Source organism: Streptomyces sp. NPDC096040 (genome assembly GCF_040303265.1).
GTDB lineage: Bacteria > Actinomycetota > Actinomycetes > Streptomycetales > Streptomycetaceae > Streptomyces.
Genome location: NZ_JBEOTA010000015.1, coordinates 25,209 through 46,536 on the forward strand (window position 1 = coordinate 25,209; position 21,328 = coordinate 46,536).

Annotated in this window: 19 protein-coding genes; 6 read left to right on the forward strand and 13 right to left on the reverse strand. The window is 70.7% G+C overall.

The window, feature by feature from the left end; genetic code table 11:
* Window positions 1-5 precede the first annotated feature (5 nt).
* The 9 genes from ABTY98_RS21430 to ABTY98_RS21470 form a co-directional block, all read right to left on the reverse strand.
* On the reverse strand, window positions 6-803 hold the full coding sequence (locus ABTY98_RS21430) for an HAD family hydrolase (RefSeq protein ID WP_352222511.1): 798 nt from the start codon (window positions 801-803) through the stop codon (window positions 6-8).
* Window positions 800-2,077, reverse strand: a complete 1,278-nt coding sequence (gene serS, locus ABTY98_RS21435) for a serine--tRNA ligase (protein WP_352222512.1) — start codon at window positions 2,075-2,077, stop codon at window positions 800-802. The genes ABTY98_RS21430 and serS overlap by 4 nt, the downstream gene beginning before the upstream one ends.
* A 530-nt stretch (window positions 2,078-2,607) precedes the next feature.
* Window positions 2,608-3,543: a prephenate dehydratase gene (gene pheA, locus ABTY98_RS21440; protein WP_352222513.1), complete on the reverse strand. Its 936-nt coding sequence runs from the start codon at window positions 3,541-3,543 to the stop codon at window positions 2,608-2,610.
* Between the two features lie 192 nt (window positions 3,544-3,735).
* On the reverse strand, window positions 3,736-5,019 hold the full coding sequence (gene efeB / locus ABTY98_RS21445) for an iron uptake transporter deferrochelatase/peroxidase subunit (protein ID WP_352222514.1): 1,284 nt from the start codon (window positions 5,017-5,019) through the stop codon (window positions 3,736-3,738).
* A gap of 8 nt (window positions 5,020-5,027) precedes the next feature.
* On the reverse strand, window positions 5,028-7,058 hold the full coding sequence (locus ABTY98_RS21450) for a copper resistance CopC/CopD family protein (RefSeq protein ID WP_352222515.1): 2,031 nt from the start codon (window positions 7,056-7,058) through the stop codon (window positions 5,028-5,030).
* Window positions 7,059-7,072: 14 nt separating this feature from the next.
* Window positions 7,073-7,510: a copper chaperone PCu(A)C gene (locus ABTY98_RS21455; RefSeq protein WP_352222708.1), complete on the reverse strand. Its 438-nt coding sequence runs from the start codon at window positions 7,508-7,510 to the stop codon at window positions 7,073-7,075.
* A gap of 77 nt (window positions 7,511-7,587) precedes the next feature.
* Window positions 7,588-8,241 carry an SCO family protein gene (locus ABTY98_RS21460; RefSeq protein WP_352222516.1) on the reverse strand — a complete coding sequence of 218 codons (654 nt, stop codon included), beginning with the start codon at window positions 8,239-8,241 and terminating at the stop codon, window positions 7,588-7,590.
* Window positions 8,242-8,368: 127 nt separating this feature from the next.
* On the reverse strand, window positions 8,369-9,103 hold the full coding sequence (locus tag ABTY98_RS21465) for a YcnI family copper-binding membrane protein (protein ID WP_352222517.1): 735 nt from the start codon (window positions 9,101-9,103) through the stop codon (window positions 8,369-8,371).
* A gap of 144 nt (window positions 9,104-9,247) precedes the next feature.
* Window positions 9,248-10,105, reverse strand: coding sequence for a hypothetical protein (locus tag ABTY98_RS21470; RefSeq protein WP_352222518.1), 858 nt, complete (start codon window positions 10,103-10,105; stop codon window positions 9,248-9,250).
* A 239-nt stretch (window positions 10,106-10,344) separates the two neighbouring features.
* Here ABTY98_RS21470 and ABTY98_RS21475 point away from each other — a divergent pair, with 239 nt between their 5' ends.
* The 4 genes from ABTY98_RS21475 to ABTY98_RS21490 all read left to right on the forward strand — a co-directional run bounded on the left by ABTY98_RS21475 (window position 10,345) and on the right by ABTY98_RS21490 (window position 13,290).
* Window positions 10,345-10,794 (forward strand): ATP-binding protein, encoded by a 450-nt coding sequence (locus ABTY98_RS21475; protein WP_352222519.1) that lies wholly within the window; start codon window positions 10,345-10,347, stop codon window positions 10,792-10,794.
* 38 nt (window positions 10,795-10,832) lie between these two features.
* The gene (locus ABTY98_RS21480) at window positions 10,833-11,408 is read left to right on the forward strand and encodes a GNAT family N-acetyltransferase (RefSeq protein WP_352222520.1); all 576 of its coding nucleotides are present in this window, start codon (window positions 10,833-10,835) and stop codon (window positions 11,406-11,408) included.
* Between the two features lie 121 nt (window positions 11,409-11,529).
* Window positions 11,530-12,465 carry an intradiol ring-cleavage dioxygenase gene (locus ABTY98_RS21485; protein WP_352222521.1) on the forward strand — a complete coding sequence of 312 codons (936 nt, stop codon included), beginning with the start codon at window positions 11,530-11,532 and terminating at the stop codon, window positions 12,463-12,465.
* A 9-nt stretch (window positions 12,466-12,474) separates the two neighbouring features.
* Window positions 12,475-13,290, forward strand: a complete 816-nt coding sequence (locus ABTY98_RS21490; protein ID WP_352222522.1) for a triphosphoribosyl-dephospho-CoA synthase — start codon at window positions 12,475-12,477, stop codon at window positions 13,288-13,290.
* A gap of 1 nt (window position 13,291) precedes the next feature.
* Here ABTY98_RS21490 and pdxR read toward each other — a convergent pair whose 3' ends face one another.
* From pdxR to ABTY98_RS21505, 3 genes are all read right to left on the reverse strand, one after another.
* Window positions 13,292-14,656 (reverse strand): MocR-like pyridoxine biosynthesis transcription factor PdxR, encoded by a 1,365-nt coding sequence (gene pdxR / locus ABTY98_RS21495; protein ID WP_352222523.1) that lies wholly within the window; start codon window positions 14,654-14,656, stop codon window positions 13,292-13,294.
* Window positions 14,657-14,778: 122 nt separating this feature from the next.
* Window positions 14,779-16,272 carry an aminopeptidase P family protein gene (locus ABTY98_RS21500; protein ID WP_352222524.1) on the reverse strand — a complete coding sequence of 498 codons (1,494 nt, stop codon included), beginning with the start codon at window positions 16,270-16,272 and terminating at the stop codon, window positions 14,779-14,781.
* Window positions 16,273-16,376: 104 nt separating this feature from the next.
* Window positions 16,377-17,762 carry a PP2C family protein-serine/threonine phosphatase gene (locus ABTY98_RS21505; protein WP_352222525.1) on the reverse strand — a complete coding sequence of 462 codons (1,386 nt, stop codon included), beginning with the start codon at window positions 17,760-17,762 and terminating at the stop codon, window positions 16,377-16,379.
* Window positions 17,763-18,373: 611 nt separating this feature from the next.
* Between ABTY98_RS21505 and ABTY98_RS21510 the strand changes: the two genes are divergently transcribed.
* Both ABTY98_RS21510 and ABTY98_RS21515 read left to right on the forward strand, forming a co-directional pair.
* Window positions 18,374-19,048, forward strand: a complete 675-nt coding sequence (locus ABTY98_RS21510) for a bifunctional DNA primase/polymerase (protein ID WP_352222526.1) — start codon at window positions 18,374-18,376, stop codon at window positions 19,046-19,048.
* 54 nt (window positions 19,049-19,102) lie between these two features.
* A complete protein-coding gene (locus ABTY98_RS21515) occupies window positions 19,103-19,663 on the forward strand; it encodes a hypothetical protein (RefSeq protein ID WP_352222527.1) in 561 nt (186 codons plus the stop codon).
* Between the two features lie 342 nt (window positions 19,664-20,005).
* On the opposite strand, the gene ABTY98_RS21520 is transcribed toward ABTY98_RS21515, so the two are convergent.
* Window positions 20,006-20,995 (reverse strand): DUF5926 family protein, encoded by a 990-nt coding sequence (locus ABTY98_RS21520; protein ID WP_352222528.1) that lies wholly within the window; start codon window positions 20,993-20,995, stop codon window positions 20,006-20,008.
* Between the last annotated feature and the right edge of the window lie 333 nt (window positions 20,996-21,328).

Sequence of the window (21,328 nt, forward strand, 5' to 3'; positions counted from 1 at the left end):
GGAGCTCAGCCCAGCAGACGCTCCAGCACCACAGCGATCCCGTCCTCCTCGTTGGAGGACGTCACCTCGTCCGCCACGGCCTTCAGCTCGGCATGCGCGTTGGCCATGGCCACCCCCCGAGCCGCCCAGGCGAACATCGGGATGTCGTTCGGCATGTCGCCGAAAGCGATCGTGTCGGCGGCCTTCAGACCCAGCCGGCGCGCGGCCAGCGAGAGCCCCGTCGCCTTCGACAGTCCCAGCGGCAGGAGCTCCACGATCCCCGCGCCCGCCATGGCGACCGTGACGAAGCCGCCGGCCGTATGACGTGCCACCTCGGCCAGCTCGTCGTCGGAGAGCTCGGGATGCTGGATGTAGATCTTGTTCAGCGGAGCCGCCCAGAGATCCGCCGCGTCCGTGAACGGCGTCGACGGTAGCTTCCCGGTCACCGCGTACCCCGGCCCCACCAGCACGTCGCCGTCGAGGCCGTCGCGGCTCGCGGCGAGGTACAGCGGGCCGACCTCGGCCTCGATCTTCGCCAGGGCGACCCCGGCCAGCTGGCGGTCCAGCGTCACGGACGTCAGCAGGCGGTGGGACCCGGCGTCGTACACCTGCGCCCCCTGACCGCACACGGCGAGGCCGTGGTAGCCGAGGTCGTCGAGGATGGGCCGGGTCCAGGGGACGGCGCGGCCGGTGACGACGATATGGGCGGCGCCCGCCGCGGTGGCCGCGGCGAGCGCGTCACGGGTGCGCTGCGAGATCGACTCGCCAGAGCCGAGCAGCGTTCCGTCGAGGTCGGTGGCGACCAGCCCGTAGGGGAAGCTCACCGGGCCACCGGCGCCAGGACCTCCCGGCCGCCCAGATACGGGCGCAGCACCTCGGGGACCCGGACCGAACCGTCGGCCAGCTGGTGGTTCTCCAGGATCGCCACGATCGTGCGGGGCACCGCGCACAGCGTGCCGTTCAGCGTGGCCAGCGGCTTCACCTGCTTGCCGTCGCGGACCCGGATCGACAACCGGCGGGACTGGAACTCGGTGCAGTCCGACGTCGACGTCAGCTCGCGGTACTTGCCCTGCGTCGGGATCCACGCCTCGCAGTCGAACTTGCGGGCGGCCGACGCGCCGAGGTCACCGGAGGCGACGTCGATCACGCGGAACGGCAGCTCCAGCGAGGTCAGCCACTGCTTCTCCCAGGCCAGCAGACGCTGGTGCTCCGCCTCCGAGTCCTCCGGGGCGACATAGGAGAACATCTCCACCTTGTCGAACTGGTGGACGCGGAAGATGCCCTTGGTGTCCTTGCCGTGCGAACCGGCCTCGCGGCGGAAACAGGGCGAGAAGCCGGCGTAGCGCAGCGGGAGCCGCTCGGCGTCGATGATCTCGTCCATGTGGTACGCGGCGAGGGGCACCTCGGACGTGCCGACCAGGTAGAGGTCGTCCTTGTCCAGGTGGTAGACGTCCTGGGCGGCCTGGCCGAGGAAGCCGGTGCCCGCCATGGACTGGGGCCGGACCAGAGCCGGGGTCAGCATCGGCGTGAAGCCGGCCTCCGTGGCCTGCGCGATCGCCGCGTTGACCAGCGCCAGCTCCAGAAGGGCGCCGACACCGGTCAGGAAGTAGAAGCGGGAGCCGGACACCTTGGCGCCGCGCTCGACGTCGATCGCGCCGAGCAGCTGGCCGAGCTCCAGGTGGTCCTTGGGCTCGAAGCCCTCGGCGCCGAAGTCGCGGATCGTGCCGTGCGTCTCCAGGGTGACGAAGTCCTCCTCGCCGCCGACGGGCACGTCGGGGTGGACGAGGTTGCCGAGCCTGAGCAGCAGCTCATGGGCCTCGGCGTCGGCCGCGTCGCGCTCGGCGTCGGCGGCCTTGACGTCGGCCTTCAGCTGCTCGGCCTTCTTCAGCAGCTCGGCCTTCTCGTCGCCGGCGGCCTTGGGGATGAGCTTGCCGAGCTGCTTCTGCTCGTTGCGCAGCTCGTCGAAGCGGACGCCGGAGGACCTGCGCCGCTCGTCGGCGGAGAGGAGGGAGTCGACGAGCGCGACGTCCTCTCCACGGGCGCGCTGGGACGCGCGCACACGGTCGGGGTCCTCACGGAGCAGGCGAAGGTCAATCACGGAGCCAAGGCTACCGGTGCGGGGTTGTCCCCCACGAATCACTATTGCCCCGTGTTCCGACTCGCGGCTTACGTTCCGTTATGGGGGAATTGCCGAGCGTGTCAATAAAAAGTGTCTCACTCCCCGGGACGGGGCATGCGAGCGGCTCCTGGTTGACACGATTTCCTTGCGGGAAGCGGGACTTGGGGGCTCGGTTGTCCACAGGGATCCACACCCCCCGCGAGAGTTATCCACAGGCTGTGTGGATGAGGTGTGGGCTTCGGAATTGATCGCTCCGGAGTCGCTGCGCGAAGAGAGGAATTCCCCGCCCAAACCGGGGCAACACCCACTTTCGAGTGGAAAGGCGTCGCTCCAAGAGATGAACCGTGGGAAACGAGTGGACGAAGGGTGATGTGAGTGATCACCGCCCATCTGTGGACCGTAGGCCGATTTATCGACAGAGTCGGGTGTCGCTGTCGACTTGTCCCCAGGTCGAGTTGCGGACCTGTGGATAACTCCTGTGGATAACGAAGATAGGAACGTATGGCCGGTTAGAAACGGCCGTCCTGGCAGCGCGCCACCCAGTCCGACGCCGCCATGAACTCCTCGTCCGACGTCCCCGGCCGTGTCGGCCCCGCGGTCTCGCCCGGCTTGATGTCCGCCCGCGGGTACGAGCCGAGGAACCGCACCTGGCGGCAGATCCGCTTCAGCCCCATCAGTGCCTCCGCCACCCGGCGGTCGGAGATGTGACCTTCGGCGTCGATGCAGAAGCAGTAGTTGCCGATGCCGGCGCCGGTGGGCCGGGACTGCAGCAGCATCAGGTTGATGCCCCGGGTGGCGAACTCGCCGAGCAGATCGCGCAGCCCGCCGGGGTGGTCGTCGTTCTGCCAGAGCACGACCGAGGTCTTGTCCGCGCCGGTCGGGGCCGCGGGCCGGGCCGGACGGCCGACCAGGACGAACCGGGTCTGCGCGTTCTTCGCGTCGTGGATCTCGGTCTCCAGGGCCTCCAGGCCGTACCGCTCGGCCGCGAACTCACCGGCGAACGCGGCGTCGTAACGGCCCTCCTGGACCAGCCGGGCGCCGTCCGCGTTCGAGGCGGCGGACTCCCAGACGGCGTTGGGGAGATGGGCCCGCAGCCAGTTGCGGACCTGCGGCTGGGCGACCGGATGCGCGGTCACCGTCTTGATCTCGGAGAGCTTGGTGCCCGGGCGGACCAGCAGCGCGAAGGTGATCGACAGCAGCACCTCGCGGTAGATCGTCAGGGGCTCGCCCGCGACCAGCTCGTCGAGGGTCGTGGTGACCCCGCCCTCGACGGAGTTCTCGATCGGTACGAACGCGGCCTCGGCCTCGCCGCCCCGCACCGCGTCCAGCGCGGACTGCACGGAGACATACGGGATCAGCTCCCGAGTGGCCGCCTCCGGAAGGGTGCGCAGGGCGACTTCGGTGAAGGTGCCTTCGGGACCGAGATACGCATAGCTCGCTGGCATGTCCCTCACCCTAATGGGCGCAAGGGAGCGGGGCTCACGTGTCTCATCGGATCCACTCGACCGGGTGGTTTGAAACCCGGAAACGCACCAATAGTGTTCAGAAACCACCGTGGTAACGCGGTCACCGCGCGCAATCCACCGCACGCCCGCGGAATCCACTACGCGCAATTGCCCGGCCCCAGCTCTCGGGTCTCAGCCCTCCAGCAGCCGTTGCCCCACGTACTCCCCGTCGGCCGCCCCGCCCGGCACCGCGAACAGTCCGCTCGCCTCGTGCCGGATGTACTGCGAGAGCGCGTCCCCGCGGTCCAGCTTCCGTTGCACCGGCACGAACCCGCGCAGCGGATCCGCCTGCCAGCAGACGAAGAGCAGCCCCGCGTCCGGCGTCCCGTCGGCGTCGATGCCGTCGTGGTAGGAGAACGGGCGCCGCAGGATGGCCGCGCCCCCGTTCTGGTCGGGCCGGGTGATCCGGGCGTGCGCGTTGATCGGGACGACGTAGTCGCCGTCGGACCTGGTCTTCTCCAGGTCCATGGCCGTCGTCTCGGTGCCTCCGGACAGGGGCGCTCCGTTGGACTTCCTGCGCCCGATCACGTTCTCCTGGGCCGCGAGCGAGAGCTTCTCCCAGTCGTCGAGCAGCATGCGGATCCGGCGTACGACGGCGTAGGAGCCGTTCGCCATCCACGCGGGGTCGTGGGAACCGCTCGCCGGAACGAAGATCCGCTGGTCGAAGTCCGAGTCCGTCGGCTTCGGGTTGCGGGTGCCGTCCAGCTGGCCCATGAGGTTGCGGGCCGTCATGGGGTGGGTGGTGGCGCCCGGGGTGCGGTTGAAGCCGTTCATCTGCCAGCGGACCTTGGCCGCGCTGCCGGCGTCCTTCTGGATGGCGCGCAGCGCGTGGAAGGCGACCAGGGCGTCGTCGGCGCCGATCTGCACCCACAGGTCGCCGTTGCTGCGCGACTTGTCCAGGTGGTCGGAGGAGAAGTCGGGCAGCGGGTCCAGGGCGGACGGGCGCTGCTTCTCCAGGCCCGTGCGGGCGAAGAAGCTGTTGCCGAAGCCGAAGGTGATCGTCAGCGACGAGGGACCGGCATCGCGGGCCACATCCGTGTCGTCCTGCGTCATGGCCTCGCCCGCCATCAGCCGCTCGGCCGTCGTCGACCAGCGACGCAGCAGCGCGGCGGCCTCCTTCCGCCCCGCGCCCGCCGCCAGGTCGAAGGCGATGAGATGGCCGCGTGCCTGGAGGCCCTCGGTGATGCCGGGCTGATGTTTCCCGTGAAACATCGCCCGGTCGGAGCCCACCGAGCTGAGCGGGGTGGCCTGTGCGGGCGCGGCCGCGTAGCCGATGCCCGCGCCCGCCGCGCCGAGTACGAGTCCGGTGGCGCCGGCGGTGCCGAGCAGCGCGCGCCGGCTGACGCCTTCGGCCGGGGGAGCCGACGGGCTCTCCTCGGTGACCGGCGGACGGAGGGACTGGGACGGTTCAGCCATGGTGCGGTTCAGCCGATCTGCGCGTTCTTGGAGACGGTTACCTGGTCGATGTCGGAGGTGCGCACGGTCACGGCGATCTGCCAGTCGCCGGCCATGGGGATCTGCACTCCGTTGGCGGCCCAGTGGCCGGTGGTGACATGGTCGGGAGCGACGGGAAGCGGCCCGATCTTCTTGGCGGCGAGGGTGAAGGCGACCTTCACCTCGGGGATGTCGAAGGCCCGGCCGTTGGGGCGCTGGACGTAGACGTGCATCTCGTTGCTGCCCACGGCCGCGGGGTCGATGTCGACGCGGACGACGCCCTTGCCGTCCTTGCCGCCGGTGTCGAAGGACATGTCGAGGGTCAGCGCGCCCGAGGACGAGTTCGACGCCGAGGACGAGGAGGAGGACGTCGCCGAGGCGATGGCCTTGGCGTCCTGCTCGGTGCGGCCGGGTTCGGTCTGCGTCAGCACGGTCGTGACCGCGAGCAGGGCGACGGCGACCCCGGTCTCGGCGAGCACCGAGCGGCGCAGGCCGAAGCGGTTGGGGTCGGCGTCCCGGACGCGTTTCTGCCGGGCGGCGTCCTTGGCGGCCTGCTGCCGGGCGAGTTGGGCGGCGCGCCCGGTGCCCTTGCCGGAGACCTTCCCGCCGGACGCCCCCTTGCCGGAGTCCTTGTCGCCGGACGCGCCGGACGTGCCGGACGTGCCGGACGTGCCGGATGCCCCGGACGCGCTCGACGTGCCGGACTTGGCGGCCGCCTTCTTCACGGCGGCGGACGCCTTGACGGTCTCCTTCTTCTCCTTCGCCTCGGCCACTTCCTCCGTCACCGCCGTGTCCGCGAGCCGTCCCGTCCACCGCCGCGAGATGGACGCGATACCGACGAGCAGTGCCACCAGCGCGATCTTGACCAGCAGCAGCTGTCCGTAGGCGGTGTCGGTGAACGCCGACCACGAGCCGAGCTGGCGCCAGGACTGGTAGATCCCGGTGGCGACCAGCGCCACCACGCTTCCGAAGGCCACGCTGGAGAAGCGGCGTACGGCATCGGACCCGACAGGCGTGTCCGCTGGCGCCCGGTAGAGGGCGACCAGCAGGGCGGTCAGGCCGCCCAGCCAGGTGGCGACGGCGAGCAGATGGATGACGTCGACCGGCATCGCGATGCCCGGCTGGAGTCCGGTGGAGGCGTGCTCGGCCATGGCCCAGCTCGCCGCGAGCCCGGCGGCCACGACGGTCCCGCCGATGGCGAGCCCGAAGGTCAGGTCCCGCTTTTCCGCGCCCTCCTCCCGCTTGTCGTAGGCCCCGAAGAGGACGGCGATGAACAGTGCGGCGGCCGCGAGCAGCAGCAGCCGGGAGACCAGGGCCGCGCCGGTCTTGGTCTGGAGGACCTGGCCGAGCAGGTTGAGGTCGAAGATGTCGCCGACGCTGCCGGATGTGCTGTAGGAGCCGCGCAGGAGCAGCAGCCAGAGGGTGGACGCGGTGAGCGTCAGCCAGCCGCCGACGACCAGCCGCTGCAAGGCCTGTACTCCGGAGCCGCGCTGCCAGCAGGCGAGGACGAAGGCGGCGCCGCCGACGAGCACGATGTAACCGGCGTACGACATGTACCGCCCGAAGCCGTAGAGCCAGCCGACGACTCCGCCGCCGGCGTCCTGCTCCCCGACCGAGGCGACGGTCTTGGAGGGCGCCCCGACGGAGAAGGTGTAGGCGCCGGCGACGGGGTGGCTGTCCGCCGAGACGACCTGCCAGGCGACGGTGTACGTGCCCTTGCCCAGCCCGCTCTTGAGCTGTACGCCGTAGGTCGTCCCGGTCAGGTTGTTCGGCTTGGCCAGGTCGACCCGTTTGCCCTGGGGGTCGAGGACCCGGATCGAGTTGCTGTTCATCGACACGTTCTCGGAGAACGTGAGCGAGACCTGGTCGGGTGCCTTCGGGACCACCACCCCCTGGGAGGGGTCGCTGCCGAGCAGCGCGGCATGCGCGGAGGCCGGCCCGGCGCCGGCCAGCAGCGCGCCGGTGACGGCGAGGAACAGCAGCACCAGCGTGCGCAGGCGGGGGGTGATGGTCCGCGTCAAGGTCGGTCCCTCCCTCAGTGTCCGGTCGACGGGTTGTACGTGGCGGACTTCACCGGCATCTCGATGGTGAGTGGGCCGGATTTGGCAAATTTGAGCTTCAGGGTGATCGTGTCGCCCTGTTCCGGGCGGTGCTTCAGGTTCTCGAACATCAGATGGTTGCCACCGCTTTTGAAGACGAGTTGACCGTGCGCGGGCACCTCGAATGAGTTGACCTCCTCCATCGCCCCGCCGTCGGTCTCGTGCATGGTGACCTCACCGGCGGAGTCGCTGGTGACGGACGTCAGCTCGTCCTTCGTCCCACCCTTGTTGGTGATCGTCAGGAATCCGGCGGCCATGTCGGCGGAGACCGGCTGGGGCATGTAGGAGGCGCCGACGGACAGCTGCGCATCCGAGGAGCCCGAGGAGCCGCAGCCCGCCAGGGCCAGCGCCGTAGCCACCGCGGCGCCGGTCATGGCCACGCCGGTCAGGGCGAGCCGCCGCCCGGTCAGCGCCGGGAGGCTCAGGGCCGGGCGGGTCGGGGCCGGACGCCTCACGGGTTCTCCCCCTTGATCAGCTTGGGGAGGTCCTTGGTGTAGTCGTAGACGGTGGCGTCCTCGCCGTAGAGGACGTAACCGCCGTTGGTCTTCGGTGAGAAGGCGATGACCTGGGTGCCGTGCACCGAGACGGTCTTGCCGGTCTTCTTGTCCTTGTGGGTCGGCTCGATGGAGATGCCGAGGGTGCGGGCGCCGGCCTGGATGGTGGAGAAGTCGCCGGTCAGGCCGATGAACTGGGAGTCGATGCCCTTGAGCCACTTGCCGAGTTCGGCCGGGGTGTCGCGGGTGGGGTCGGTGGTGACGAACACGACCCGCAGCTTGGCCTGGTCGGCCTTGGACAGCGCCTTCTTGGCGACCGCGAGGTTGTTCATGGTCAGCGGGCAGACGTCGGGGCAGTGCGTGTAGCCGAAGTAGATGAGCGTCGGCCTGCCCCTGGTCTCGGCGCGCAGGTCGTACTTCTTGCCGTGGGTGTCGGTGAGCACCAGATCCGGCTTCTCGAACGGCTGGTCCAGAATGGTCGCGGCCTTGTTCGAGGTGTCCCCGGCGACCACGGTGACGGGTGACTTGCCGTCGTCGCCGCTGCCGCAGGCGGAGAGGGTCAGGGTGGCGGCGGCGAGCAGCGCGGCCGCGGCGAACGTCTTCTTGCGCATAGGAAAATGTCCCAGATGTGAGTGATCCGGCGCGCACCGGGGGCGTACGAGGGCTGCCGGGGCTGTACCCGTGCTGTCGGAGCCCCGACAGCCTCGCACGGCCCCCTGTGCGCTACGGACGGGGAGCTCAGGCCTCGGAGCCGGTGGACCGGCGGCGGCCGGCGAGGACGCCGTAGGCGACCCCGGCCGCGCCGACGACGATGCCGACGATGCCGAGGACGCGGGCTGTGGTGTCACTGCCGCCGGAGGAGTCGGAGCCGTCGGAGGCCGTGGTCTCGGTCTTGGCCGCGGTGTCCTTGGCGGCGGTGCTCCCGTGCTCGTCGTCGGTGGCGGCGGACAGCGCGAGGGCCGGGGCCGGGTTCTCGGGCTCCGCCTGGCCCTTCTGCTGGACCTCGATCCAGCGGACGACCTCCTTGTTGGAGTACGTCTGGATCGCCTTGAAGACCAGTTCGTCGGTGTCCTCGGGCAGGGCGCCCACGGAGAGCGGGAACTTCTGGAAGTAGCCCGGCTCGATCCCCTTGTCCTCGGCGGTCCACGTGACCTTGGTGACCGCCTCGTCGATCTTCTCGCCGTGCATCTCCATCGGCTTGGCCAGCTTGGACTTGGTGACCTCGATCTTCCAGCCGGCCATCGGCTGCGGCATCACGGAGGCCAGCGGGTGGTCGGTGGGGAAGCTGACCTCGAGCTTGGTGGTCGAGGCGTTGTCGCGTTCGTTGGGGACCTTGAAGTCGATGACCGCGTAACCGCCCTTGGCGGCGGCGCCCTCGGGCTGCACGGTGACGTGTGCGAACGCGGGTGAGGAGACGGCCAGGACGGCCGTGCCCGCGACGACGGCGACGGCGGCGATACGAGAAACCTTCATGGCAGGGAGCACTCCACTCTGAGTGAGTTCTGTCGTTTGAGGGGGTCGCGCGGGCAGTGGGAAGCGCACGCGCGCGTGCCGCACGACGGCGGCCGGCCCCTCCCGATCCGGACAGATCCAGGGGAGTGCTGAGGTCGCGTCGCGTCAGGCGGCGAGAACGAGTACGGCGGCGGCGGCCATGGGCGGCCCGCGCCGGATCACGGAGTGCTGGAGTGCGACGGTGTGCGGCGCGGGCGGTTCGGTCCAGGTGCCGCGACGGCCGTGAGCGGGCGCCTCCGGTACGACCACGAGCCCGGCGCACAGTGCGCACGCCAGCGCGAGCGCACCGCGCAGGGAACGGACGAGCGCCCCCTCCGCGACCCCGTGCGCCGACAGCTCGATCAGCCGCAGCAACGCCAGGTCGCCCCGGCGCAGCAGCCATCCGGCCACCACGGCCGCGAGGACGTGTCCGAGCAGCATGGGCACGGAGGGCAGCAGCGAGCCGGAGGCCCCGGTGGCGTCCGTCGCCTGGGCCGTCCCGCTCAGGCCGGCGGCCGAACCGGTGGTGCTGAGATGCGCGTCGGAGAGGATCTTGTACGCGTGGGCGGGGCTGATCTGCGCCGCCCCGGCCCCGCACACCAGCCGCGCGGCCCGCTCGACCAGCGAGGCGTCAGTCGCCGACAGGGAAGACAGCGACGACATCGACATGGAACCGGACATCGAGCCGGCCGACATCGCCCCGCCGCCGTGCTGACCGAGCCCGAACAGCGTGTGCAGCACCGTCTGCAGGACCGCGAGCAGTGCCACGATCCCCGGCAGCGTGCGGGCCCGCCCGGTGAGCGGGGCGACGAGTGCCAGGGTGCCCAGGAAGCCCGCGCCGAGAGTCCACAGCGGAACGGCCGCGCAGGAGGCCAGGGTGTGCCCCGCCGCGGCCAGTACGACGCAGAGCGCGGCGAACACCGCGGCCCGCAGGAGCCGCAGTCCGCTTCCGGTGCGCGCCGTGCGCGGGTGGGGGGCGTTCATGGCGCGCTCATCATCGCACTGGGCCCCCACCCCCCATACGGCAGGTCCACAGATTCGGTTAAAGGTGAAAGGAGTGAAAGAACCGGAAGATCGTCCTTGGCATGAACCGCCCGCTCATACACCGAAACCTCCCAAGGTGCATCCCCCGGATGGGCGTTCTCACATGAACGGAGTGCTTACACCCGGGCACGGATGGCAATAGGTATCGGTATGTCGAGCCGCGGCCAGGAGGCTGGAGCATGAGCATCTGGTGGTCACTCCATTTGCGGCGCGAGGCCGCGAGCGTCCCGCTCGCCCGGCGACTGCTGATCGGCACGATGGAGACGGCGGGCGTCGACCCCGAGATCTCCTACGACCTCTCCGTCGCCCTCAGTGAGGCCTGCGCGAACGCCGTGGAGCACGGCGGGGCGGGCCGCACCTCGGAGGCGTACCGGGTCACCGCCTATCTGGACGGTGAGAAGTGCCGTATCGAAGTGGCCGATTCGGGCCCGGGGTTCGGCCCGGGGTTCGCCCGCACCCAGGAGATCAGACCCGCCCGCCCCGACGCCGAGCACGGTAGAGGGCTCTGTCTGATCAGAGAACTCGCCGATCACGTCCACATCGGCAACAAGCCGGGCCGTGGCGGCACGGTGGTCAGCTTCGACAAGATCCTCAAGTGGACCAAAGATCCTTCTCTGCTTTCGGCATGACTCTCCCCCCTGCATAACCTGCGCGCTAGGGTGCGCGCATGATTCTCGGAAAGATTAAAGAAAGCGCAATCCTGCCTGACGTGATATTGCGTCCCATTGCCGTCGGCGACGCGAAGCCGCTGTCCGCCGCGTACGTCGGCAACCGAAAGCATCTGGAGCCCTGGGAACCGGTCAGACCCGAGTCGTTCTTCACCGTCGAGGGCCAGACCGAACGCATCGATGGCCTGCTACGACAGGCCGCCGACGGGATCATGGTCCCCTGGGTCATGGAGTCGGCGGAGGACCGCCGGATCGTCGGCGCGATCACCCTTTCCGGAATTTCCCTGGGTCCTTTCTGCAGTTCGTACGTCGGCTATTGGGTGGCCGGTGACCAGCAGGGCCGCGGTCTGGCCAGCGCCGCTCTGGAGCGGGTCTGCGAGATCGCCAGGGATGACCTGGGGCTCCACCGGATCGAGGCGTCCACACTGATCGACAACACGACGTCGCAACGGGTGCTGAAGAAATGCGGATTCGAGACGATCGGTGATGCGCCGCAGTATCTCCACATCAATGGAGAATGGCGGGACAGCCGGTTGTTCCAGCGCGTTCTGCACGACCGCGACCCCGCCCTGTGAAAGCGCTGCCCTACCCCTGTGACCAGCGTTTTTCCGCCGACTTCAGCTTCCTGGGCGTTCACAGCCGGTTGCCAGTCCCTGCCCACGCCCCTGACAGACGGCGTTCCTAGCTTCGTCGACCATGACGGGAAACCACAAAGACACGTCGATCACCCGCCGCCGCGCCCTCGTGGTGTCCGGCGGCACGGTGGCGGCCGGCGGCCTTGCGGTCGCCGGCTTCCAGTCGGCCTTCGCCGACACGACCGACACGACCGGCACCGAAGCGGACGCCACGGCCTCCGCCAGTTCCACCAGCAGTGAGTGCATGACGCTGATGAGCAGCGTCACGGAGGGCCCGTACTACCTCGATGGTGCCTTGGTGCGCAAGGACATCACCGAGGGCAAGGCCGGCGTTCCGCTCACCCTGCGCCTGACCGTCGTGGACGCCACCGACGGCTGTACCCCGGTCAAGGGTGCCGCGGTCGAGATCTGGCACTGCGACGCCTGGGGCTACTACTCCGGTTACACCACCGCCAATCCGGGCGGCTCCGCCCCCGCGGAGAGCGAGGAAGGCGACTCCGCCGACGACAACACCTATCTGCGCGGCTACCAGATCGCCAACGCCAACGGGGTCGTCAAGTTCGAGACGATCTTCCCCGGCTGGTACACGCCGCGCACCTGCCACATCCACGTCAAGGTGCACACGGGCGGCGAGAAGGAGGACGGCACCTACGAGGGCGGCACCGTCAACTACACCGGCCAGCTCTTCTTCGCCGACGACATCGCCGAGGAGATCTTCACCCTCAACCCGTACTCCCGGCACACCGGCAGCTACACCGTCCTCGCCGACGACATGGTGTACGACGGCGGCGGTGCCTCCAGCGGTCTGCTGTCCCTGAAGGCCGTGCACAAGAAGGACCCGTCGAAGGGCTACAAGGGCTCCCTGACCCTGGGCATCGACCCGGACGCCGAGAACACGGGCGCCGGCAGCGGCGGCGGAGGCACTCCGCCGAGCGACGCTCCGACGGGCACCCCGCCGAGCGACAGCGCCTCCCCTTCGGCCTCCACCTCCTCGTAAGTAAGGGACATGACAAGCCGTGAGGACGTCGCGCTGGCGCAGGCCGCCGTGGCCGCGCTCACCGGTCAGCTGGCGCTGGCCCCGAAGCCGGGGCTGCCCGACCCGCGTGACCTGGACGCCCGCAGCAGGCGCCGGGAGCACGACAGTCTGCGCTGGTCGGCCAGGGCGCTGGCGCCCGGCCTCGCGGCGATGGCCGCCTCCGCCCGCCGTACCGGCGAACCCTCGCCGGTGCTGCGGGCGGAGCTGGGCGCGATCGGCCGGTCCACCGAGCACTCGGTCGGCCTGGCCGGCGGCGGCCACAAGGGCGCCCTGTGGGCCCTCGGCCTATTGGTCGCCGCGGCCGCCCTGGACCCCCGGGCCAAGGCCCGCGAGATCGCCGCCACGGCCCGCAAGATCGCCGCCTTCAACGACAAGGGCGCCCCCAAGCGCCCCTCACGGGGTTCGTCGATCTCCGCGAAGTACGGCGCGGCCGGCGCCCGAGGCGAGGCCAGGGCCGGATTCCCGCACGTACGAAGGGCGTTGGACGCACTGACGACGGCCCGCAAGGCGGGCGCCACCGAGAACCAGGCCCGTCTCGACGCCCTGCTCACCGTGATGTCCACCCTCCAGGACACCGAACTCCTCTACACCGCGGGCCCCTTGGGCCTGCGCCATGTCCAGGCGGGCGCCCGCGGCGTCCTGGAGGCGGGCGGTACGGCGACGGAGACCGGCGCGGAGGCCCTGACAGCCCTGGACGCCGACCTGTACGAGCGCGGCTGGAGCCCGCGGGGCAGCGCGGGCCTGCTGGCCGGGGCCCTGTTCCTGGACGCCCTCCCGGCGCGCTGAGTCAGGCGTCCAGCGCCTTGGCGAGCACCTCCAGGGCCTCCGGATAGACCCGCTCCCGGGGTGTCCCGTACCCGACGACCAGGCCCTGCGGCCGCCCCGCACCGCCGTCCGTGTGCCAGTGCTCCCCGAGGGCGCCCACCGCCAGCCCCGCGGCCTCCGCACGGGCCAGGGTCTCCTTCTCGTCGGCCACGGCGACGAGCGCGTGCAGCCCGGCGGCGATCCCCCGCACGTCCCGTCCGGAGCCCAGCCGCCCCAGCAACTGGTCCCGGCGCCGCCGGTAACGCAACCGGCACGCGCGCACGTGCCGGTCGTAGGCGTGGCTCTCGATCAGCTCGGCGAGCGCCAACTGCCCGATGGACTCGGTGTGATGGTCGCTGTGCAGCTTGGCGTCGGCGACGGCGTCCACGAGATGCGGCGGCAGCACCATCCACCCGAGCCGCAGCGCGGGCCCCAGTGTCTTGGAAGCGGTCCCCAGATACACGACCTGCCCCGGCGCCACCCCCTGCAAGGCGCCCAGGGGCTGCCGGTCGTACCGGAACTCCCCGTCGTAGTCGTCCTCGACGATCACCCCGCCACGTGCGCGTGCCCAGTCCAGCACGGCCCGCCGCCGCTCCGGGTGCAGGGTGACTCCGGTCGGATACTGATGGGCGGGGGTGAGGACGACAGCCGCCGCATCCCCCGACTCCGCCGCGCGAGCCCCTCGTTCGTCCACCCGCACCGGCACGACGATCCCCCCGTTCTTCCGCACCACCTCCCGGTGGAACGGCATCCCGGGGTCCTCCATGGCCACGGCGGCGGCCCCGCCCAGCACCCGCGTGAGCAGGGCGAGCCCCTGCACGTATCCCGAGGTGACCACGATCCGCTCAGGCGGCGCCACCACCCCACGGGCCCGCACCAGATACCCCGACAGCGCGGTCCGCAACTCGATCCGCCCGCGCGGATCACCGTAGTCGTACGCCAGGGAGGGCGCGCCGGCGATGGCCCGCCGCAGCGCCCGCAACCAGGCGGCCGCCGGAAACGCCCCGACGTCCGGCCCCCCGGGCCGCAGATCGAAAAGAGGCGCACGCGCGTGTGCCGCGGCTTCCGGCGCGTCGGAGGCGGCGGAGGGGAGGCTGGCGACCCGGGTCCCGGACCCCTGCCGAGCGGTCAGGTACCCCTCGGCGACCAATTGGTCGTAGGCGGACTTGGCGGTCCCCCGGGAAATCCCCAACTCGGCAGCAAGCCGCCGGGTGGCCGGCAGCCGCGTCCCGGGCACCAACCGCCCATCACGCACGGCATCGCGCAGGATGCGCTCCAGTCCGACCCGCCGCCCGTCACCGGTATCACCTCCCAGACGCAGTACGACGGCACTCCAGAAGTCGTCCACTTCTCACCCCCGTTGACCGGATCCACCCATGAGCGCGGGGAACTGCGCTCAGCCCCCACTCACCCGCAGAACGCAACAATGGCCGGGCACCCACCCAGGTACCCGGCCATTCACCCGATACGTCAGCTCTTGAGCGAAGCCATCCAGGTCTCGACCTCGTCAGACCGCCGAGGCAGCCCCGCGGAAAGGTTCCGGTTCCCGTCGGCCGTCACCAGGATGTCGTCCTCGATCCGCACCCCGATCCCCCGGTACTCCTCGGGAACGGTCAGGTCGTCGGCCTGGAAGTACAACCCAGGCTCCACGGTCAGCACCATCCCCGGCTCAAGGACGCCCTCCACATATGTCTCGGTCCGCGCGGCGGCGCAGTCGTGGACGTCGAGCCCGAGCATGTGCCCCGTCCCGTGCAGCGTCCACCGGCGCTGCAGCCCGAGCTCCAGCACCCGCTCCACCGGTCCCTCCACGAGCCCCCACTCGACGAGCCGCTCGGCCAGCACCCGCTGCGCGGCATCGTGGAAGTCGCGGTACTTGGCGCCCGGCTGAACCGCCGCGATGCCGGCCTCCTGGGCGTCGTACACCGCGTTGTAGATCTTCTTCTGCAGCTCGCTGTACGTGCCGTTGATCGGCAGTGTGCGCGTGACGTCGGCGGTGTAGAGGCTGTGCGTCTCGACGCCGGCGTCCAGGAGGAGCAGGTCGCCCGAGCGCACCGGACCGTCGTTGCGGACCCAGTGCAGGGTGCAGGCGTGCGGGCCGGCCGCGCAGATGGAGCCGTAGCCGATGTCGTTGCCCTCCACGCGCGCGCGGAGGAAGAACGTGCCCTCGATGTAGCGCTCGGACGTGGCCTCGGCCTTGTCGAGGACCTTCACCACGTCCTCGAAGCCGCGGACCGTGGAGTCGACGGCCTTCTGCAGCTCGCCGACCTCCCACTCGTCCTTGACCAGCCGTGCCTCGGAGAGGAAGACGCGCAGTTCCTCGTCGCGCTCGGCGGTGATCTTGTCGGTCAGCGCGGCCTCGATGCCGGTGTCGTACCCGCGGACGACCCGCACCGGGCCGGTGGCCTCGCGGAGCTGGTCGGCGAGTTCGCGGACGTCGGCGGCGGGGATGCCGTAGAGCGCCTCGGACTCGGTCAGGGAGTGGCGGCGGCCCACCCACAGCTCGCCCTGCCCGGAGAGCCAGAACTCGCCGTTCTCACGGTCGGAGCGGGGCAGCAGGTAGATGGTGGCCACATGGCCGTCGTCCTTGGGTTCCAGGACGAGTACGCCGTCCTCGGTCTGGTCACCGGTGAGATAGACGTATTCGACCGACGCCCGGAACGGGTAGTCCGTGTCGTTCGATCGGGTCTTCAGGTTGCCGGCCGGGATCACCAGGCGGTCGCCCGGGAAGCGGGCGGACAGTTCGGCTCGGCGGCGAGCGGTGTGCTCGGCCTGCTCGACGGGGGTCAGGTCGCGCAGCTCCGTGTCGGCCCAGCCGGACTTCATGTTGTCGGCGAGCTCGTCGGACACGCCCGGGTACAGGCCGTTCTTGCGCTGCTTGATCGGCTCTTCCGGCTCGGTTTCCGGGCCCTCTGCGTCAGCAGCAACATCAGGTACTGCCGGTGTGAGCTCGTCGGCCACGGTCATCCTCCTCGACACTGCACTGGATCCCGTCCATCGTACGGTCGTACCGAACGGCGACCCAGGCCGGACGACTCCTGACCGGGTGACCTGCCTTTCTGACTGACCGATCAGTCGAAACGGGCCGCCAGCAGCACCACGTCCTCCTCGCTGCCGGCCGAGTCCAGCCCGTCCGGCAGCACCGTGCGCAGCACATGGTCGGCGATGGCCCCGGGGTCGCGGCGCAGCGGGCGCGGGATGCTCGCGGCGGCCGTGTGCAGCCGGGCGAAGGCGCGGTCCATGGGGTCGCCGGTGCGGTGCAGCAGCCCGTCGGTGTAGAGGAGCACGGTTTCCCCGGCCTCGGCCTCGATCTCCACGCTGGGCGCCTCCCAGCACGCCAGCATCCCGAGCGGCGCCGAGACCGAGGTCTCCGCGAACTCGGTGCGGCGCTCGCCGATCAGCAGCGGCGGGCTGTGTCCGGCCCCGGCCAGGGTGACCTTGCGCAGCGCGGGCTCGCAGTAGGCGAACAGGGCGGTGGCGGAGCGGGCCGGTTCGGTCAGCCGCAGCAGCAGTTCCAGGTCGGAGAGGACCGCGACCGGGTCCTCGCCCTCCATCACGGCGTACGCCCGCAGGGAGGCCCGCAGCCGGCCCATGGCGGCCACCGCGCTGGGTCCGGAGCCGGTCACCGAGCCGACCGCCAGACCGAGAGCGGCGTCGGGCAGCGGCAGCGCGTCGTACCAGTCGCCGCCGCCGCGCGGGCCGGTGCGGTGCCGGGCGGCGAGCTGGACGCCGGCCACCCGGGGCAGCCGGGAGGGGAGCAGTTCGTCGGCGATGGTCGCCATGCACGCGCGCGTGCGCTCGACTTCCAGCAGCCGGGCCAGGTGCTCGGCTGCGAATCGGACGTACAGGCCGATGAGGTGGCGCTGGCGCTCGTTCGGCTCGGCCGGCTCGTCGTACAGCCAGAGGACCGCGCCCAGGCGGACGGCGGCGTCGGTGGTCAGGGGGAGCGCGTAGCTGGCGGCGTAGCCGAGACGGGCGGCGACCTCGCGGTGGCGGGGGTCGAGGCCGTCCTCGGCGAACAGGTCGGGGTGGACGATCTCGGCGGTGGTGCCGGCGTCGTACGGCAGCGCGCCGCGCGGGACGGTCTCCATGTGGCCGAGGTCCGCTCGGCCGAGGCCGAGGCCGAGCGTGGTGTGCGGGCCGAGGCCGTCGGCGGGCTCCAGCGCTACAAGTCCGCGCCGGGCGCCCACGAGGGCGGCACCGGCGCGCAGCAGTTCCTGGAGGGCAGGCTCAAGTCCGTCGGTGCGGGCGAGCCGTTCGGTCAGTTCATGGAGGGTGGTGAGGTCGGAGACCCAGCCGGCCAGCCGGTCCTGGAGGAGGGTGCCCGGTGCTGGTGCGGCGGGGACCTTCGGGACCGGAGGTGCGCCCGGGGCGGGGGGAACCGGCACGACAGTGTGTGCGGGCGTGGGGACCGTTGAATCGATTCCAGCCACTTTCGGAGGGTGCGGGGCGTTCATCGTGTCCGGCTTTCAGACCTGTGCGTATTGCTCAAAAGCATCGCAAACCCCCATGTCTTTCTGCGCCGCTAGCAGTGTCTCCACATGTACACGCACTCGTGAGGGGATGTCCAGCATTGTCCTGCTGGGATTCCTGGTGTCCGTGGGTCTCCTGGTGACTTCGCCGGACGGCTTGCGCGAAGGCAAAGTTGGCTTAAAACTGACTCGGGTAACGGTTCACTGCGGTCGACTGGCCTTGCTCCACGGAGCGTCACAGCGGTCGTGATGGGTACGTACTCGGAGAAGGCCAGGGGTGGTTGGGGATCACCCGGAACCTGGCGACGGACCCGGGCGTCTTAACCACCGACGACCGTGCCCCATCCTCCCGTGGCGGCGGCGGAGAGAAACACTCGGAACGGCAAAACGCCAGACTTCGCCACCCCCACGCCGTGGCCGTGCTTTTGATGGACGCAGTATTGGATGCGGGCGCGGCCCCTGCTCGACCCTTTGGGGTTCCCCTTGCCAGCGCAGGGGTGTGATGCGCCAACAGGTACGCACAGTGAAGTGATCGACACATGATGTGATGTGGTCCACGGTGTTGCCAGCGGTGCAACGGAAAGGAACGAGCGCTCATGCGCGAGATCCTCGGAAGGCGACGCAGGCTCCTGTCCAAGCGGAAAGGCAAGGGGCCTGATTTTCTCGGCGCGGCCCTGACCTTCGCGACGGAATGGCAGTGGCCCGTACTCCCGGGTGTGGCCCCGGACCCGCAGGGCCGGGCCCGTTGTGCCTGCCCCGACCCGGAGTGCACGGTGCCAGGTGCGCACCCCTTCGACCCCGGTCTGCTCGCCGCCACCACCGACGAGCGCATGGTGCGCTGGTGGTGGGGCAACCGGCCGGCCGCGCCGATCATCCTCGCCACCGGAGCCTCCGGCGGAAAGGCGCCGTGCGCGGTCAGTCTGCCCGCCCTCGCCGCCTCTCATGCCCTCACTCTTCTCGACCGCCGCGGCATGCGCCTCGGCCCGGTGGTCGCGGCGCCCACCCGCTGGGCGCTGCTCGTCAAGCCGTACTCCATGGAGCAGTTGGGCGAGCTGCTGTACGCCAAGGACTTCGTCCCCGGCTCCCTCCGCTTCCACGGGGAGGGCGGCTATCTCGCCCTGCCCCCCTCCGAGACCGGCCAGGGCGCCATCCGCTGGGAGCGTGCCCCGCTGCCCGGCTCGGCCAAGCCCTGGGTGCCCGATGTGGAGGCCGTGGTGGACGCCGTGGTCGACGTCCTCACTCGTACGGGTGTGAGCGCACCCGAGTTGTGAGGGTGTCGGGCGCGAGAACACGGCTTTACGCGCCTCGCTGGTTATCTTCCGCACATGAACGTACGTCTGCTCGCCCTCGCGGGCGTCATGGTGTGCGCGGTCGCGCTGCCGCTGACCGTGGCGTCCGCGGGACAGGTGGGCGACGCCGCCGTACACCCCGCCCGGCACGACGACGAGAAGCTGCCGGCGCCCGTCCGCTCCCCCCTGGTGCTCGGCCTCGGCCTGGCCACGGCCGCCCGCTGCGGGCCCGAACTCACCTCCCCGGACGGAGTGGAGGCGCAGACCTGTGTGATGGCCCAGGGAGCGGACACCTGGGCGCGCACCTACTACCGCAACGCCACCGGGGCGGACCTGGAGTCCGTGCTGAGCTTCATGGGCCCGCACGGCCGTACGGTGCAGACGCACTGCGCCGCGAACGCCGACGACGAGCCCGCCACCTGCGAGACGCCCCGGGAGCACACACGGGGCGCGCTGGACGCCTACACGGCCGTCACGGAGTTCGCGGCGCGGGATGGCGACGGACCGCTGCTGCTGCGCAGTGCGAGCAATTCCGCGGGCAACTCCGCAAGTGATTCCGGGAGCGGGGCCGGGACCGGGGAGCGACTCCCCGAGTGACTCCGGGCGGGACGCTGCGGGCAACTCGGCCGACGGCTCCGGGGACCCGTCCGGGAGCAACTCGGATTCGTCAAACGGGAGTTGACGTACCCCTACGGTCCGTACACCGGACGTCGGCATGGCCGCGCGCATGAAAAGGCCCGGTTGCTGGCGACGGGGGATGCACCAGCAACCGGGCTACTGAGACGGTAACAAGAGATCGGCGGTTAGCAAATTCGATCTCGTCTATTCGGACACGTATTTGCTTGCCACGTAGGGAAGTTGTGACAGGAGTCACCCGAGCCAACGGGCCCGGAGCGGCTGACCGGTCGGTCAGCCACGTCCCTCCGCCGGTGCTGGTTGTCAGCTGAGCGTGACCTGTCGGTTGGTCAGCCCGCCACGGGCCCGGCGCTCCTCCGCAGTGAGCGGTGCCTCCGAGGCCAGAGCGGTCGCGAGCCGCTCGGCGAACTCGGCGGCCGGCTTCTCCACGTCCTCGGCGCCGACCCCGCTCGGCAGGTCCCAGACCGGCACGGTGAGACCGTGGGCGCGGAAGGAACCGACCAGCCGGGTGCCCTCACCGAGGCTGGATCGGCCCGCCGCGTGCAGTCGCGCGAGAGCGTCCAGAAGCTGCTCCTCGGGATACGGCATGACCCACCGCAGATGGTTCTTCTCGGGCGTCTCGCACCAGTAGGCGGAGTCGACGCCGGTCAGCTTCACCGTCGGGATGGCCGCCGCGTTGGCCCGCTCCAGGGAGGCGGTCACCTCCGCGGTGGCGTTCTCCGCGTCCTGCACCCAGAACTCGAAGCCCTCGTGCACGACCGGCACGAACGGGCCCTCGGGGTCGAGCAGATCCTGCAGCCGGGGGCTGTCGGCGGGGGCGCGGCGGCCCTGCACCGGGGTGCCCGGCTCGGCGGCGAGGGCACGCTGGAGGGTGTCGGCGAGGTCGCGGCTGATGTCACCGGACGCCGTGTCGTTTTGCAGGCCGAGGAGGACGGTGCCGTCTTCGCGCCGCAGCGCCGGCCAGGCCATCGGCAGCACCGTCGCGAGCGTGACCGACGGGACGTCGGCGGGCAGGCCGTCCTTCAGGGTCAGCTCGACCGTGGCGGCGGGGACCAGCTCGCGCAGCGCCACCCAGTCGCCCTCGCCCGCCAGCCCCTCGAACGGGCGGTGCACCAGCTCGGTCGCCGCGTGCGCGGCCGCCCGGCCGTGGCACGCCTTGTAGCGCCGGCCGCTGCCGCAGGGGCAGGGCTCACGGGCACCGACAACCGGAAAGTCTCCATCAGCGCCTCCGGCGCGGGCTGCATCGCTGAGCTGCGGCCGCGTGGCCTTTGTCTGGGGTCGCTTCTTGGCCATCTGGGTGTCTCCCGGTTACGGCTCGTCTCGTACTGGCGGGAGCCTAGCCGTTCACGCCCTGGACCACGGGTACCTGTGGACAGAGCCGCGGGAGCGGGCGCCGCCGGACCGGGTCGGTACGGGCCGGGCCGGTACGGGCAGGGCCGGTACGGACCGAGTCGGTACTGGGGCCGGTCCAGGCCGGTCCAGGCCGGTCCTGGTTGGTACGAGCCGGTCCAGGCGGGCCGGTCAGGTCGGTCGGGTCGGTCCCGGTTGGTACGGCCCGGTGCGGGCCGGTCCAGGCCGGACTATCTCGGCTCAGGTCGGCTCAGGTCGGCTCAGGTCGGCTCAGGT